The organism is Pantoea sp. USMM079, assembly GCF_037153115.1.
GTDB lineage: Bacteria > Pseudomonadota > Gammaproteobacteria > Enterobacterales > Enterobacteriaceae > Pantoea > Pantoea communis.
The window spans coordinates 14,612-31,012 of record NZ_JBBCKX010000015.1; the positions used below are offsets into that span (position 1 = coordinate 14,612).

Below are 16,401 nucleotides of genomic sequence, written 5' to 3' on the forward strand. Positions count from 1 at the left end.
CCATGCGTAATTACAAAATTGCTGCCATTCCCGCTGACGGTATCGGTCCGGAAGTGATTTCGGCAGGCGTGGAAGTGTTGCACGCTGTAGCGCGCCACGATGAACAACTGAAGTTTGAGATTGAAACTTTTGACTGGGGTTCGGATTACTACAAGCAACATGGCGTGATGATGCCTGAAGACGGCCTGAACACGCTGAAAAAATTCGATGCGATTTACTTCGGCGCGGTAGGTGCACCGGATGTGCCAGACCACATCACCTTGTGGGGCCTGCGTCTGCCGATTTGCCAGGGCTTCGACCAGTACGCCAACGTGCGTCCAACTAAGATCCTGCCGGGCGTGACCTCGCCGCTGCGCAATCGCGGTCCGGGCGATCTCGATTGGGTTATCGTGCGTGAAAACTCTGAGGGCGAATACTCTGGCAACGGCGGCCGTGCGCATCGTGGCTTGCCGGAAGAAGTGGGCACCGAAGTGGCGATCTTCACGCGCGTTGGTGTCACCCGCATCATGCGTTATGCCTTTAAACTGGCGCAGTCGCGTCCGCGCAAACTGCTGACCGTGGTGACCAAATCCAACGCCCAGCGTCACGGCATGGTGATGTGGGATGAGATTGCCGCTGAAGTGGCGCTGGAGTTCCCGGATGTGGAGTGGGACAAGATGCTGGTCGATGCGATGACGCACCGCATGACGCTGCACCCGCAGACGCTGGATACCATCGTTGCCACCAACCTGCATGCCGATATCCTATCCGATCTGGCCGGTGCGCTGGCCGGCAGCCTGGGCGTGGCCCCGACCGCTAACATCGATCCGGAACGCCGCTTCCCGTCGATGTTCGAACCGATTCATGGCTCAGCATTTGATATTACCGGCAAAGGCATCGCCAACCCGATTGCGACCTTCTGGACAGCGGTGCAGATGCTGGAACATCTGGGCGAACATAATGCGGCAGCGTTGATCATGGCTGGGATCGAATATGTGTGTGAGAAAGGCATTTTGACGCCGGATATCGGTGGTACGGCTAATACCGCTGATGTGACCCGCGCTGTGGTGCAGTTTATTGAGTCCAGGGCAAAGGCAAAAGTGGCTGAGACCACATAACCATGAGAAATGAACAGTGCGCAAAACTGGCCACTTTTGTACGCTGCGGCTGGAGCAATGATGCCCCAGTAATTTGGGTAAACGAGGTGAAAAAGGTTCGCGAGTCGTCATCTGCGGTTAAGAAGTAAGGTGTTGGTGCGTTTACGTCTGGAAGAAAGGCGTAAACGCTTATTTGGTATCTTATGCAAGGATAATCAATATTAATTAACGACCACTTGGTCTACTTTTATAGGGCTTCAGCCATCAATAATTAACAAACCCCATTAACCTCAAGGGTAAACATTAACCTCCCGTAGGGGATTTATTACATCCTTCGCATTAAAACACTACTTTAACCCCATCCAAAAATTACTTATCAAAAATTAATAAACGATCATAATAAATATAATTATTACAGCCTAAAAACTCACAATCATCACTTGATACCATTCCTCAAGCAAATCCTTTAAACAGGAATAACATGAAAGCGCTATATTTACTCATCACGTTCTTTTTATCTATCCTTTCAAACACCGCGAATGCAGTAATCAGCATCACACGAGCGAATGTTCCTGCGGGTACCAATATCCTGGAAATTAGTTATAGCTCGTCAGGCAGCAACTCTACGGCCTCAATAGGATGTGCAACGCGTTATTGTCAATTTGGTATTTGGGTATTAGATGCGACAGGTAAGGTGGAAAGAGCGCCACGAACCGTGCTTGATAGTGGAAGTGGCGGTATACCAGGGACCGACACATGGTCAAATGCGAATATTGTTTTTTTAAGAAACTATCCTGCAAGTGGTTCATTTAATGCTTCGTTTTCCGTATTTGGGCCCGGACCTCATTCTGTATGCGTCGGTGGCGCTTCAAATAACCTAGGAGCGCAATATAGGAATCAGCCCGGGACTTCATGCCGGACTGTTTCCGTCCCGCCCATTCCTACCAGTTGCGCCTTCTCTGGTTCACCCAACATCGATCACGGCACACTTCAGGCAGACAAAGTGAACGGTAAGCAAGATAGCGTATCAATCAATGTGAACTGCAATCGTGCGACCAATGCGACGATTGGCAGCCTGGGTGGCACCATTAACCTCGGCGGTGGCGTGACTTCAACGCTGACTTTTGATGGTCGTAGCTCAGGAGCTATTTATCTGCCCAGCGGTGCCTCCACTCACACGGTAGCTTCAACTTTGGCAGCCACAAATCCTACGCCCGGTGATAAGAGCGGCAGCGGTACCATTGTGATCAATTTGCCGTAATGTCATCGATGTAAAAGCTGCGTTTAGCCATTTTCAGGTTTCACCGCCCGGCAATTGCCGGGTTTTTTATCGCTACACTTGCATAGAAAACGATTGCGCCCGAAACTATTCTCTCCCTAATCCTGATTCACATGGAAGAGAAAGGAATGGCGTTATGACGCAGAATGGCATCCCAGCTAACCGCACCTTGTTGCTCGCACTGCTGGTTGCAGTCACCTTCTTTATGGAAAACCTCGACGCCACCGTCATTACCACTGCTATTCCACAAATGGCGCGCGATTTCGCTGCCAGCCCGGTGGCGCTTAACGTGGGTGTGAGTGCTTATTTGTTAGCAGTAGCGGTGGGTATTCCGATGAGCGGCTGGTTAGCGGAACGCTACGGAGCGCGAACGGTGTTTGCCAGTGCGATTCTGGTATTTACTGTTGCGTCGATACTGTGTGGGCTCAGCGATACCCTGCCAATGTTCACGTTAAGCCGCGTTTTGCAGGGCATTGGCGGCGCGATGATGGTGCCAGTCGGTCGTATGGTAGTGCTCCGTGTGACCGAAAAAAAAGACATGGTGAAAACCATCGCCTTTATTACCTGGCCGGGATTGATTGCCCCGGTGCTCGGTCCACCGCTCGGTGGCTTAATAGTGACTTACGGACATTGGCCGTGGATCTTCTGGCTCAATATCCCACTCGGCATTATCGCCATTATTGCCACCGTTTATCTGGTGCCCCAGTTTAAAGCAGAACAACCGCGTCCGTTTGAAGTGCGCGGATTTGTGCTGACCGCTACCGCCTGCACCGCGCTGATTATCTCCCTGGAAGCGCTAGGACAAATGCATCTCAGCCTTGGCATTCCATTGCTGTTACTTGGCATGTTGTGCAGTGTGCTGGCCTATCGCCACAGCTTCAGCCATCCGCAACCGCTGTTGCCGTTCAGTGCCATGACTATTGATACCTTCCGAAATGCCGTTGTCGGGGGATCACTGTTCCGCGCATCCATTAATGCCGTCCCTTTTCTGTTGCCATTGCTGTTTCAGCTTGGATTTGGCTGGAGCGCCGCGCAGGCAGGCGCCATGGTGCTGTGGGTATTTGCCGGCAATCTGGCAATGAAACCCGCGACCACCTGGCTGATGAAACGCTTTGGCTTCCGGCGGGTATTGATGGTTAACGGCATCATCAGCTTGGGCGCAATGCTGGGCTGCTTGCTGCTCAGCCCTTCACTTGGGTACTTTGCGATTGCTGGGATTCTGTTTATAGGGGGCTTGTCGCGCTCGCTGCAGTTCAGCTGCTACAACAGTTTGGGTTTTGCTGATGTGCCACAAGCGAAAATGAGTGATGCGTCTGTGGTGTTTAGTATTTTCTTCCAGTTCAGCATGAGCGCCGGCATTGCGCTAGCCGCCCTGTTCTTAAGGGGAGCCATGCTGTGGCATGATCATGCAACCATTGAGCAGAATGATATTCACATCGCATTTGCAGGTGTGGCTTCATTGGTGTTGATGTCTCTGTTTGATGTCTGGCGGCTGGAGAAAAATGCTGGTGCGCAGGTGCTGAGCCGTTAACAACAAAGTTGCCTGTGCGGGGATTGCTGTGGGCAGTCTTATTAACATTTTAAAGATGAAGATATTTTATCTTTTAGTAAACATACTTAACTGATCTCGTAATATTTACGACTCTGCTCACATTAATCTCACGCTCGCAATGTTATAGTTTTCATCAATTGGACCAATAGGTCATTCAAATTAAGAACGATGAGAAACCTCTTCTCATTAATGCTTATCACTTCGCTTGTAATACCCCCCTTACAAACACCCCATTCGCTCACTACACCAACAGAAAATAAATCTTATTTTCAATAACGGACCACCTGCCCATAATACCTTCCAACGACGCAATGAAAAAATAAAACAAAAAGCTCAGAGAAATAAATCATGCAGATCTGAATTTGCATGTTTAAGGAGCACCTGATAGCAGTGTGTAAATACTGATATTTTTTCATATCAGAGGCGTAACTCATCGCTCAAACGCCGGATGAAATCTCAGTGAAAGCATATTTCTTAAAACAAGAAAATGTGGATACAAACCAAAATGGAAGATATTAAATGAAAAAGTGTATTATCGCTCTGTCTGTATTAAGCCTGTTTACCGCTTCCTCTGTCTACGCTGCAGGTGGCACCGGTAAAGTCACCTTTACCGGTTCTATTATCGATGCGCCTTGCTCAATTGCACCGGGTTCTTTAGACCAAACTGTCCCACTGGGCGCTATTTCTAATGTGGCACTGGCGGCCAACGGAAATACCGGTTCTTCCAGCCCTAAGCCTTTCCACATTGAACTGGAAGATTGCGTCATCACTACACCAGGAACGAAAGATAAAGTCAGCGTCACCTTTACCGGAGCAGCCTCTCCACATGACTCTGATAGCCTGGCTCTGGTCGGTGGTGATGCCCGTGGTGCTTCTATCGTGCTGACTGATGGTGATGGCGTTAAAGTTAAACTGAACACCGCGTCCACTGGCCAGACCGTTATCAATGGCAATAACACCCTGACCTTCACTGCGCGCGTTCAAGGTGGTGGTGCAGCAGCCACAATCGTACCGGGTACGTTCCAGGTTCCTGCTAACTTTGTACTGAATTACAACTAAGCAATAACACTTTTACTAACCTGCGGCGAGCCTGCCGCAGGTTTTTTCTCTCCTCTATTCTGGAGTGCGCAAATGTTATTTAAGTCATTATCCTCACGATATTCGGCCGTCTATTTTTTACTTTTAGGTGTTTTGCTAATAACAAAAAAATCCTTTGCAAACGCTGAAGGATTTGGCCGCGTGAATATGACTGGTTCAATAGTTGAGACACCTTGCGCAATTGAAGTCGGCGATCGTGACCAGACCCTTTATATGGGAAACCATCCTGTCAGCAAAATCATTCGGGAAGGACAAGGACCAAAGAAAGAATTTTCCATTCGTTTATTTGGTTGCACCCTCACCCGATTAGACCCCAGTAAACCTGACTGGAAAAATTTTAAAGTCATGTTCGATGGTGAGGAAGATAAAGGCCATTTCAAAACTTCAGGCATGGCCAGCGGTGTCGCGGTAAGAATCAGTGACCATGTGGGCAACATAGCATCACCGGGCGTACATCTGCCTGAAAGAGATCTCATGGCAGATAACATGCACCTTAAATACACACTGAACTTAGTCGGCAATCAGGAAATATTACAAGCTGGCGATCACCAATTAACGATTCGATTCAGAATAGATTATAACTAATGAGGCTCGCGATCATGCTGTTATGCCTTCCGCGTCAAGCGGCTTCAATCTTATGTTTTACCGCCATTGGGACAATCTTATTCATCGGAAAGCTGACATCATCGATTGCAGCTAACGAAGTACAGTTCAATACGGATGTTCTCGATCTTAAAGATCGCAGCAATATCGATCTCAGCCAGTTTTCACGTAAAGGTTTTATTCTGCCCGGGACTTATTCCCTGTCTATCAACCTGAATGCCATCCCTCTTTCCGAGAGACAAATTCATTTCTATCCTTCCGAACAGGATGCCAATGAAACGGTTGCCTGTGTGACCCCCGAAATGTTGCCGCAATTTGGACTCAAGGATTCTTCTTTAGCCAAACTCACATGGTGGCGGGATGGACAGTGCCTTGCGCTGGAAAGCATTCCAGGAATGGAGGTGCGCGGTGATTTAGGCAAATCGACGCTGTTCGTAAGCATTCCGCAAGCTTACCTTGAGTACAGCAGCCCTTATTGGGATCCCCCCGCTCGCTGGGAAGAGGGGATTTCCGGCGCCCTGTTTGACTACAACCTCAACCTGCAAACCTTGCAACAAAACGGCGCGGGCGGTGGAAGTGGCACCAATTTGTCAGGCAACGGTACCAGCGGTGCGAATTTCGGGGCATGGCGTTTGCGCGCAGATTGGCAGGCACGTTATGACCGTCGCAGCGGCAATAATCATGAGTCCGGAACCCATAACTGGGACTGGAGCCGCTTCTATGCCTATCGCGCCCTGACTAAAATCGGCGCGAAATTCAGTTTGGGTGAAGATTATCTCAGCTCTTCTCTTTTCGATAGCTTCCGTTACACAGGTCTAAGTCTGGTATCAGATGACAATATGTTGCCACCCAATCTGCGCGGCTATGCTCCGGAAGTCAGCGGTGTGGCAAAAAGCAATGCGAAGATCATCATCAGCCAGCTGGGCCGCATCATTAAAGAAGTGCAGGTCGCGGCCGGTCCCTATCGTATTCAGGATCTTGATAGCGCCGTTTCCGGCAATCTTGATGTTCGTGTGGAAGAGCAGGATGGCAGCATCACACAGTATCAGGTGAGCACCGCAACCATTCCCTATCTCACCCGCCCGGGCCAGATACGCTACAAAACGGCATTGGGAAAACCGACCGACTGGAAGCATCGTGTGGAAGGCCCCCTGTTCGCTGCCGGAGAGTTTTCCTGGGGAATTAGTAACGGATGGTCGCTTTATGGCGGTGGAATGGGTGGCGAGGAATATAACGCGCTATCGATGGGGATTGGCCGAGATCTCCTTTCATTAGGCGCGCTGTCAACGGATGTCACGATGTCGCAGGCTAAAGCCCCCAATCAGGACGTCCAACGTGGCGGTTCTTATCGTCTGAGCTATGCTAAACGCTTCGAGGAGACAGGCAGCCAGGTCACCTTTGCTGGCTACCGCTTTTCTGATAGTGGCTATCGCTCTATGGCGGAATATCTGGATTCCCTGGACGGAGACATCAGTGCTGGCCGCAGCAAAGAGATGTACACCATTTCGCTTAACCAGCAGTTTGAATCGCTGAACCTGACGGCGTATTTGAATTACAACCATCAGACCTACTGGAATCAAGCCGCGAACGATCGTTATGACTTATCACTCTCACGCTTTTTCGATCTGGGTCGCTTCCGAAATCTCAGCCTGTCACTGACCGCCTATCGCAATAAATTTAATAACACCAACGATGACGGCATGTATATGTCGCTGTCATTGCCGTGGGGTGAGTCTGGCACGGTGAGTTACAACGGTTCCTATTCGAAAGGCGATAACCGCCAGAGTGCAAGTTATTACAGCCGGGTCGGCGCGTCAGATTCTTATCAAGTCAGCACCGGTGTTGCACGTCAGGGTGCCGATCTCAGTGGCTATTACACCCACAATGGCACCCTCGCGCAGATTAACAGTTCGGCGAGCTATCGCGAGGGGCAGTACAGTGCACTGGGCGCTTCCATTCAAGGTGGTGCCACACTCACTGCGCAGGGCGGCGCATTGCATCGCACCAATATTTTAGGAGGCACACGTATGCTGGTTGATACCGGTGGCGTGGCAGGTGTGCCAGTGGGAGCCTATGGCAATGCCGCTTACACCAACCAATTTGGCAAAGCTGTTGTGAGTGATATCAGCAGTTACTATCGCAACAGTGTGCGCATCAATGTTGATAAGTTGGCAGATAACGTAGAAGCCCCGCAATCCGTAGTGCAGGGAACGCTGACAGAAGGGGCAATCGGCTATCGTGCATTCAACGTTATTTCTGGTGAGAAAGCGATGGCGGTCATACGCCTGGCCGATGGTTCTGCTCCGCCTTTCGGCGCCACCATTTTAAATATGAAAAATCAGGAAGCCGGTATCGTAAATGACGATGGCAACGTCTATCTCAGTGGAATTAATTTGGGTGAAACAATGGTAGTGCGCTGGAATAATGAAGAACAATGCAAAATATCGCTACCTAAAAACCTGCCATCAAACATGATGAACAACATATTACTTCCATGCGAACTCATATCGCAGTTATAAAAAAATTCATCCACCAACTGACTCTGCAGGAAAATAATGAACAGAAAAAATATAGCTTTCATCTTTACGGCAACCACTATAAGCCTGATCACTCATTCGGTATCAGCAGCTATTTCACTCGACCGAACGCGGGTCATATTTCCTGGTTCAGAGAAATCAGTCAGTTTGACGGTCAGCAACCAAAACACGGAACTGCCTTATTTAGCGCAAGGTTGGCTGGAAGACGAACAAGGTGAAAAGCTCAATACCAGCAGTCCACTCACCGTGGTGCCACCGGTACAGCGCATTGAACCTAAAGCTGAAAGCCAGGTAAAAGTGCAGGCGCTGACTTCAGCGGAATCTTTCAAGAAATTACCTCAGGATCGTGAGTCACTGTTTTATTTTAATCTGAGAGAGATTCCTCCTAAAAGCGATAAACCAAATGTTTTGCAAATTGCTCTGCAAACGCGCATCAAACTATTTTACCGTCCGGCTTCATTAGCAGAGGCAGCAGCGGCACAGCATGCGTTGCCTTTTCAGGAAAAAATAACCCTAAGTAAAAGTGGCGATAAATATACCGTGATCAATCCAACGCCCTATTACATCACGCTAATTGGTGCCAGCGCCAAAAAAGAAGGTGATGTCATTAAAGGGTTTGATGCATTGATGATTTCGCCTAAAAACCAGACTGTATTGGGTGGCAGCGCAGCGGCATTGGGTGCTACTCCGGTATTGGTCTACGTCAATGATTACGGCGGCCAGACAGCACTAACCTTTAAATGCAGCGGCAATGTTTGCAATGTCGATACCAGTAAGCGCGCAACACCTAAATAATCAGGAAAGAAACTCATGCAAAAAATCGTCTTTACCGCGCGCCCGGCAGTGATTATCAGGAACGTGCAAGGCTCAGCGATCCTGGCTGGCACACTGTTATTTTCTTCTATCACACAGGCAGGATTTACTGATGGTCTGGTCGATGGCAATTACGGCGTTATCCGCGCGCACGGTACTTTGACCGAAAGTGCATGCCGGTTGGATATGCGGTCGGCCGACCAATCTGTATCTTTAGGCAATGTCGCCACAGCCGACTTACAGCGCCCCGGTGACAATGGCAATTTAGTCCCTATTGCCCTCTACTTACATGACTGCCTACGCACATCCTCTGCGAATCGCGATACGAGAGGAAATCTTGCATGGAATGCCAGTCAACCCGCGGTTTCCTTCACCTTCACCGCAGTTGAAGACTTAGTGAATCCTCAATTGATCAAAGCACAGGGCGTCGACGGGATGGGATTGCGCTTAAAAGATGCGCATCGTAATAACGTTATCCTTGGGCAAAAAGAAAAACCCTTGTTATTAACACCGGCCAATAACGTTGTAATCTATTACATTGCAGCGGAGCGAACTCGTGACGAACTGCGCGCAGGCGTTTATTCAGCCAATGTGAACTTCAGGTTGAATTATGATTAGTCTGCACTCAGGAAATAAAGTTCGTGCAATGGGGCTCTGGTGCGCTATGGCAGTTTATTTTTGGCCACTGACATTGTCTAACTCCGCACTGGCATTCTCGACGACTGCCACGGTCAAAGTCAAAGTCTTAGCGCCGCCTTGCATCGTCAATGGAAATAGAGATATTCCAATTGATTTTGGTAACGATATTATTGTCTCACGCATTGACAGTCGTATTTATGAACGTCCTATACCCTATGTACTTGACTGTTCAGCGGGTACTTCAAAGGCACTCAAGATGCAAATTTTAGGAGGCGGTGCTTCTTTTGATACGACAGTACTGGGTACAAGCAAAGCCAATCTTGCTATTGAATTAAAAAGTAACGGGACAAAGATGGCAGTGAATAGCTGGCATAATTTTACCGACCCTGCACGACCGTCATTAAGTGCGGTTTTGATTAAAAATAGAAGTGGTGCCGTCACTGGCGGAAGCTTCACGGCGACCTCAACGTTGCTGGTTGATTATCAATAAGAAGATGAGATGAAAAAAATCAAACATCCCAACAGAAAACAGATAACTTCATTTTTATGCCTGTTCATGATTTTCCCATTGGCGCAAGCAACAAATGTCAACTTCAGAGGAACCCTCGTGGAGTCTATTCCTTGTGAGATTAATAGAGGCGGACTCATTGAAATAGACTTCGACACCGTAATTATTCGCGGTATCGATGGTAACAAATATCGTCAAACTGTACCGTATACCGTAACTTGTTCGGGAACCGGAAGCGTGCGTTTAGCCGTTCAGGGAACTGCAGCAAGCTTTGATAATACGGCTATTGTCACAAATAAAAGTGGTTTAGGCATCAGGGTTGAGCAAAATGGCTCTCCATTACGTATTAATCAATTAATTTCAATCAACTTGTTACGGCCGCCGACTTTGACTGTCGTCCCTGTTGCTAATCCGGCCTCCTTACCTACCGCAGGCCCTTTTACATCTCAGGCGACCATCATCGCTGATTATCAATAGGGCAAGTTATGAAGCGAATCATTACATTGTTAATTATCCTATGCACACCGGGCTTTGGAGTGATGCTTCCTGCGCGAGCCTTCGCTGCAGAAAATCTTATTATGCGTGGGACGCTTGTTGATACACCCTGCTTCATACGTCCGGGGGATGAATTAATTAAGCTAGATTTCGAGGAGGTGATCGATAAATTTCTGTATCGCTATACTCGCACACCCAGCAGACCATTAAAGATTCATCTAGAAGACTGTGACATCAGTGTCTTTAACGAAGTTGAAGTGACTTTTCAAGGCACAGAAAATACCTCTTTGCCGGGATTTTTGCGCCTCGATCCGGGAAGTGTTGCCAGTGGAGTTGCGATCGGAATTGAAAGTATTGACGGTTCAACGATAGGAATTAATAAAGCAGCACCTGCGAAAAAATTGCAGGCTGGCGATATGGTGCTGGCATTTCAGGCCTATGTGCAGGGGGAACCTAATGCGATTCTTAACAAACGAATTGGGCACGGACAATTTACTGCCACGGCAACATTCGTGTTGAATTACCTCTAAATCAGAAACCTGTAACGTCTGCTTTACTTTTCACTAATCGGGCAGACGTTGCACTCCATTGGCTAACCTCACCTCTCGCGCTAGATTTGATGCCTTTCCCTGGTTGCTGAGGTAGTTAATGCATAGTCTCTTCGTTTACGGCACGCTCGGTCCAGGCCGCCCTAATTCGCATATAATGGAAAATATTGGCGGAAGCTGGCAGCAAGGTTACGTGCTGGGCAATCTACGTGAAGCGGGCTGGGGCGCAGCGATGGGTTTTCCTGGTATTGAACTCTCTGCCGAAGGCACACAGGTCAACGGCTTTGTCTTCAGCTCGGAAAATCTTCCGGCAAACTGGTCGATGCTTGATGAGTTTGAGGGCGAAGGCTATCAGCGTGTGTCCGTTGAAGTGGTGCTGCAAGATGGCAGCACCCTGATATCAGAAATCTACGCGCTAAAATGACCTAAGCGCCGTTTCCAGCCGATCCAGCGCGCAGAGAATGCCATAGCTGCGCGCCTGCTGATCATCCGGCAACGGTAACCAAATATCAGCCTGACTCGCCAGATCCAGCTTCGTTGGACAAACGGCAATCACTGGCGTTTTTTGAATATGTGCATGATGCACCGCGCTGAGCACGCTGCTGTTAACCGCATCCGGCGCGAGAATCAGCAATAAATCATCCGGCTGCAATCGGCTTAACGTCATACGCAACAGGTTATCGTCCTGGATCCATGCCAGCGCCAGACCTGTCGCCGTTAATCGCTGGTGTACTTCAGCCACCAGGGGCGTAGTCTGCCCTGCCGCACCAATCAACAGCACGCTGCGAGCTTTAACTAGCATTCGCGCCGCCCGCTCCCAGGTCTCGGTTTCAGTCAATGACCACTGCTGGGCTAACGCCTGATGAATTGCCTCCAACTGCGGAATACCCTGCGCAGTTGGGGTTGAAGGTATCGAACTGGCCCTGGCCAGCCGCATACGCAATTCGCGAATATCTTCACAACCCACAGAACGGGCAAAGCGGGTGATGGTGGCTGCACTGACTTCGGCGCGTCCGGCTAATTGCTCGATGGTGGCCGAGGCGGCAAACGCGATATCGTTAAGAATTGCCAGCGCCACACGGTTTTCCTGCTGGCTCAGCGATGACTGGCGCTGCCGGATGACATCGAGAAATGCCCCTTCCTGCTGTCCTGCTTTGCGCACCTGATGCAGGAAATCATCCAGATCGCGACAGCCCGCTGAAGCGGCAAAACGGTGCAACACATCCGTGCTGACGCCAGCCTGCTTAGCCAGACTCTCCATGGTGGCCTGCGCGCTGACGTGCAGGTTTTCCAGAATAAAACGCGCCAGCTTAGATTCCGGCGCATCCGCGCGTGCCGACTGCTGCCGCAGTTGCCAGACAATATCCATCCGCTCACCACATCCTCTCGTTGCGAACACTCATCATGCATGAAAATATTTTTCAGTGTGAGTTTTTTTTCAGCAACTCCACCACTACCAGCGTTAAAAACCGCTTATGTTAACGATAAATTACAGCACCGATCACAGTCATGAAAAATATTTTCACAAGCAATCAGAGCATAACTCATTAATTTTAAATCGTTAATTATTCATTCATCAGAAAACCGTCTGTCCGGAGGGTATTTACACCGTCTTCAACACGGGTCTTTAATGGCCCCGACAAATCACAGGAGGAAATCATATGCGTATCGTACTTTGCTGTGCTGCAGGGATGTCCACCAGCATGCTGGTCAACAAAATGCAGAGCGCGGCTCAGGGGCGCGGGCTGACCATTGATATCAAAGCGGTGCCGGTAGCGGAATTCGAACGCATCCTGCCGGATGCCGACGTGGTGCTGCTCGGCCCGCAAGTGAAGTTTGAAGCCGCCCGCCTGACTGCCATCGCCGAGCCACAGGGCAAAGCTGTCGCCGTCATCGACATGATGGATTACGGCATGATGCGTGGTGAACAGGTGCTGGATACCGCCCTGGCGTTGCACACCTCGTAATACCTCCGTTTTACCCTAACTGACCGAAATATACACGGCCTTGTGCTGTGGGGGATTCTGCATGTCCGAAGAAGTGATTATCGAGTTTGAAGAACAAATCATGCTGCTGCTGGTACAGGCCGGTGCCGCTCGCAGTGCAGCACTGAGCGCCCTGCGATTGGCGCGCGAGGGCCAGTTTGCTGCTGCCGAGCAACAGCTCATGGCGGCGAAAGAGAGCGTTAATGGCGCGCATCAGCAGCAGACGGCATTGATCAGTCTCGATGAAGGCAGCGGCAAACTGCCCGTCACCCTGATTTTGGTACATGCCCAGGATCACCTGATGAACGCCATGCTGGTGCAGGATCTGGCGGGCGAAATCATTGAACTCTACCGCCGCACTGCGGCAGGAGGAACCGATGCTTAAGATAGCCATTATTGGTGGTGGCAGCAGCTACTCACCGGAACTGGTCGAAGGGATTATCAACCGTTACGCGCAGTTGCCGGTGACTGAACTGGCCCTGGTGGATGTGGAATCGGGTCGGGAGAAAGTGAATATTATTGCCGACCTCACCCGCCGCATGCTGCAGCAGAATGGCTTAGAACAGGTCAACGTCAGCGTGCACTTTGAGCTGGATGATGCCATCCGTGGTGCCAGTTTCGTGCTAACCCAGCTGCGTGTCGGCCAGCTGGCGGCGCGCGCAGCCGATGAACGCCTTGGCCTGAAATACGGTCGTCTCGGCCAGGAAACCACGGGCGTGGGCGGTTTTGCCAAAGCCCTGCGCACTATTCCGGTGATGCTGAACGTGGCGCGGAAAGTGGAAGAGCTGGCGCCCGATGCCTTTATCATTAACTTCACCAATCCCGCCGGGATCGTCACTGAAGCGGTATCGCGTTACAGCAACGCCAAAATCATCGGCCTGTGTAACGTACCGGTGAATATGCATCATATGATTGCCGGTATGCTCGACGCGCCATGGGATGATGTGCAGTTGCGCTTTGCCGGGCTCAATCATCTGGTGTGGGTGCATCAGGTCACTTGCCGTGGCGAAGATGTCACCAAACAGGTGATTGACCAACTGTGTGATGGCCAGTCGCTGACCATGAACAACATCAAAGATATGCCGTGGTCACCGCAGTTCCTGCGGGCGCTGAATGCCATTCCCTGTCCGTATCATCGCTACTACTGGCAGACGCCGCAGATGCTGGCTGAAGAACAAGAGAAAGCCAAAAACGGTCATGAAGGCACCCGCGCTGAGCAAGTGATGAAGGTCGAAGCGGAGCTGTTCGCGCTGTATGCCGATCCGCATCTGGCGCATAAACCGGAGCAACTGAGTTTCCGCGGTGGTGCTTATTACTCTGAAGTGGCGGTTGAGCTGATCAGCGCGATTCACAACAACAGCGGCAAGAATCTGGTGGTGAACTGCAGCAATCAAGGCGCGATTCACGGCCTGCCCGATGACGCGGTGGTGGAAGTGAACTGTCTGGTAGATGCTCAGGGCGCGCACCCGTTAGTGTTTGGCGAGTTGCCACCGTTGATGAACGGCCTGACACAGCAGATTAAAGCTTTCGAGCGCTTAACCATCGAAGCTGCGGTACACGGCGATCGTAATCAGGCATTGCTGGCGCTGCTGGGCAATCCGCTGGTCGGCGATGTCGCAACAGCGGAAGCCCTGCTGGACGAAGTGTTAACCCTGAACAAGCCGTGGTTGCCGCAGTTCTCATCGGCTCAATAGCGCCGTAACGGTGCAATCGCGAGAATGTGGCTCCAGATATGCCCGATAAAACGTGCCGCTGCACAATTGAGGGCATCTGGCAATGTAAGGTCACCTGCACCAACGCTAACAGCGCGAATGATCCGCCGCTAGCGTTGGTGCAAATGGACCGCTTATTATCATTTTGTTGCGCCATTGAGCCTGAGGAGGCCCTGTGTCCAACCGTACTCTTATTGAACGTTATGTGTTGCCCGCAGCGCTGAAAGTCGCCGGACAAAAGCATGTACTTTCGGTGCGTGACGGCATCATTCTCAACATGCCATTTATGCTGATTGGCAGTTTCTTCCTGATTTTCGCCTACCTGCCAATTCCGGCGTGGGGCCATTTGATGGCGGATCTGTTTGGCGACACCTGGCGCAACAAATTGCTCTATCCGGTGCGCGCCACCTACGACATCATGGCGCTGATCTCCAGCTTCGGCATCGCCTATCGTCTGGCGGAGAAGTACCGCACGCTGGATCCGCTCACCAGCGGCGCCATGGCGTTAGTGGCTTTTGTGATGACTATTCCGCAGCAGACCTTGTTTGCCCCAGTCGAAAATGCACCCGCACAGCTGGTGACCGGCGTGCTGCCGATCTCGATGATTGGCAGCCAGGGCTTGTTCGTGGCCATTGTGATTGCGCTGATGTCGACGGAGATTTATCGCTTCGTCCACTGCCGCAATCTGGTGATTAAGATGCCGGAAGGCGTGCCGCCTGCGGTGGCAAAATCCTTCCTCGCACTGGTGCCCGGCTTCTGCGTGCTGGCGGTGGTGCTGATCATCCGTCTGGCAGTGGAAGCCTCGCCGTTTGGCGACATCAACAACCTGATCGCCACCGTGATTGGATTGCCGATGCACCACGTCGGCGGCACGTTGCCGGGCATGATCTTCTCGGTGCTACTGATCGGGATTCTCTGGACGCTGGGGTTGCACGGCGATGCCATTGTGCTGGTGTTCATCCAGCCGGTCTGGCTCTCCAACATGAGTGAAAACCTCGAAGCGTTCCAGCATAACCAGCCGATCCCGCACATCTTTACGCAGCAGTTTTATGATCTGTGGATAGCGCCTGGCGGCACCGGTGCTTTGCTGGGTCTGGTGATCTTTATGCTGATCCGCTCTCGCAGCCGCCAGATGAAACAGCTGGGTAAGATTGCCGGACCTGCCGCGCTGTTCAACATCAGCGAGCCATTGGTATTTGGCATTCCGCTGGTGATGAACCCGTACCTGTTCCTGCCGTTTATTCTCACCCCGGTGGTGCTGGTGATTGTCTCCTGGGCGGCCATGACCACCGGACTGGTTGCCCCGCCAGCCGGCATCGCCCTGCCGTTTACCACGCCGATATTTGTCAGCGGCTATCTGGCAACTGGGGGGCACATTTCCGGCACGGTGTTACAGGTGGTTAACCTGGCGATCTCGATGGTGATTTACTATCCGTTCTTCCGCGTATGGGATCGTTTGAAACAGCGCGAAGAACAGCAAAGCGAACAGCAGGCTCAGGCTGTAGCAGGGAGTGCGGTAGTTTCATAATTTCCGGCCAACCCCGCGCGGCAATAGC

Annotated in this window: 17 protein-coding genes; 16 read left to right on the forward strand and 1 reads right to left on the reverse strand. The window is 50.9% G+C overall.

What is annotated here, in order from left to right; all coding sequences use genetic code 11:
• The first annotated feature begins 2 nt into the window (after nt 1-2).
• The 12 genes from WFP70_RS17805 (at nt 3) to WFP70_RS17860 (ending at nt 11,572) form a co-directional block, all read left to right on the forward strand.
• On the forward strand, nt 3-1,097 hold the full coding sequence (locus WFP70_RS17805) for a tartrate dehydrogenase (protein ID WP_337023971.1): 1,095 nt from the start codon (nt 3-5) through the stop codon (nt 1,095-1,097).
• A 460-nt stretch (nt 1,098-1,557) separates the two neighbouring features.
• A complete protein-coding gene (locus WFP70_RS17810) occupies nt 1,558-2,337 on the forward strand; it encodes an MrpH family fimbial adhesin (protein WP_337023972.1) in 780 nt (259 codons plus the stop codon).
• Nucleotides 2,338-2,491: 154 nt separating this feature from the next.
• The gene (locus tag WFP70_RS17815) at nt 2,492-3,886 is read left to right on the forward strand and encodes an MFS transporter (protein ID WP_337023973.1); all 1,395 of its coding nucleotides are present in this window, start codon (nt 2,492-2,494) and stop codon (nt 3,884-3,886) included.
• A 540-nt stretch (nt 3,887-4,426) separates the two neighbouring features.
• A complete protein-coding gene (locus WFP70_RS17820; RefSeq protein ID WP_337023974.1) occupies nt 4,427-4,966 on the forward strand; it encodes a fimbrial protein in 540 nt (179 codons plus the stop codon).
• Nucleotides 4,967-5,038: 72 nt separating this feature from the next.
• Nucleotides 5,039-5,590 carry a fimbrial protein gene (locus tag WFP70_RS17825; RefSeq protein WP_337023975.1) on the forward strand — a complete coding sequence of 184 codons (552 nt, stop codon included), beginning with the start codon at nt 5,039-5,041 and terminating at the stop codon, nt 5,588-5,590.
• A 14-nt stretch (nt 5,591-5,604) separates the two neighbouring features.
• On the forward strand, nt 5,605-8,127 hold the full coding sequence (locus WFP70_RS17830) for an outer membrane usher protein (RefSeq protein ID WP_337023976.1): 2,523 nt from the start codon (nt 5,605-5,607) through the stop codon (nt 8,125-8,127).
• 36 nt (nt 8,128-8,163) lie between these two features.
• Nucleotides 8,164-8,940 (forward strand): fimbria/pilus periplasmic chaperone, encoded by a 777-nt coding sequence (locus tag WFP70_RS17835; RefSeq protein WP_160832999.1) that lies wholly within the window; start codon nt 8,164-8,166, stop codon nt 8,938-8,940.
• A 15-nt stretch (nt 8,941-8,955) separates the two neighbouring features.
• The gene (locus WFP70_RS17840; RefSeq protein WP_337023977.1) at nt 8,956-9,576 is read left to right on the forward strand and encodes a fimbrial protein; all 621 of its coding nucleotides are present in this window, start codon (nt 8,956-8,958) and stop codon (nt 9,574-9,576) included.
• Nucleotides 9,569-10,087, forward strand: a complete 519-nt coding sequence (locus WFP70_RS17845; RefSeq protein WP_337023978.1) for a fimbrial protein — start codon at nt 9,569-9,571, stop codon at nt 10,085-10,087. The genes WFP70_RS17840 and WFP70_RS17845 overlap by 8 nt, the downstream gene beginning before the upstream one ends.
• A gap of 9 nt (nt 10,088-10,096) precedes the next feature.
• A complete protein-coding gene (locus WFP70_RS17850) occupies nt 10,097-10,582 on the forward strand; it encodes a fimbrial protein (RefSeq protein ID WP_337023979.1) in 486 nt (161 codons plus the stop codon).
• Nucleotides 10,583-10,590: 8 nt separating this feature from the next.
• Nucleotides 10,591-11,130, forward strand: a complete 540-nt coding sequence (locus WFP70_RS17855; RefSeq protein ID WP_337023980.1) for a fimbrial protein — start codon at nt 10,591-10,593, stop codon at nt 11,128-11,130.
• Nucleotides 11,131-11,248: 118 nt separating this feature from the next.
• On the forward strand, nt 11,249-11,572 hold the full coding sequence (locus WFP70_RS17860) for a gamma-glutamylcyclotransferase family protein (protein WP_337023981.1): 324 nt from the start codon (nt 11,249-11,251) through the stop codon (nt 11,570-11,572).
• Here WFP70_RS17860 and WFP70_RS17865 read toward each other — a convergent pair.
• The gene (locus WFP70_RS17865; RefSeq protein ID WP_337023982.1) at nt 11,564-12,517 is read right to left on the reverse strand and encodes a MurR/RpiR family transcriptional regulator; all 954 of its coding nucleotides are present in this window, start codon (nt 12,515-12,517) and stop codon (nt 11,564-11,566) included. The two genes, WFP70_RS17860 and WFP70_RS17865, sit on opposite strands and share 9 nt — an antisense overlap.
• Before the next feature lie 292 nt (nt 12,518-12,809).
• Between WFP70_RS17865 and WFP70_RS17870 the strand changes: the two genes are divergently transcribed.
• The 4 genes from WFP70_RS17870 (at nt 12,810) to celB (ending at nt 16,373) form a co-directional block, all read left to right on the forward strand.
• Nucleotides 12,810-13,115, forward strand: coding sequence for a PTS sugar transporter subunit IIB (locus tag WFP70_RS17870; protein ID WP_160832993.1), 306 nt, complete (start codon nt 12,810-12,812; stop codon nt 13,113-13,115).
• A gap of 61 nt (nt 13,116-13,176) precedes the next feature.
• A complete protein-coding gene (locus tag WFP70_RS17875) occupies nt 13,177-13,518 on the forward strand; it encodes a PTS lactose/cellobiose transporter subunit IIA (RefSeq protein ID WP_337023983.1) in 342 nt (113 codons plus the stop codon).
• A complete protein-coding gene (locus WFP70_RS17880) occupies nt 13,511-14,827 on the forward strand; it encodes a 6-phospho-beta-glucosidase (RefSeq protein WP_337023984.1) in 1,317 nt (438 codons plus the stop codon). The genes WFP70_RS17875 and WFP70_RS17880 overlap by 8 nt, the downstream gene beginning before the upstream one ends.
• A gap of 193 nt (nt 14,828-15,020) precedes the next feature.
• Nucleotides 15,021-16,373 carry a PTS cellobiose transporter subunit IIC gene (gene celB / locus WFP70_RS17885; protein WP_337023985.1) on the forward strand — a complete coding sequence of 451 codons (1,353 nt, stop codon included), beginning with the start codon at nt 15,021-15,023 and terminating at the stop codon, nt 16,371-16,373.
• Nucleotides 16,374-16,401: the final 28 nt, after the last annotated feature.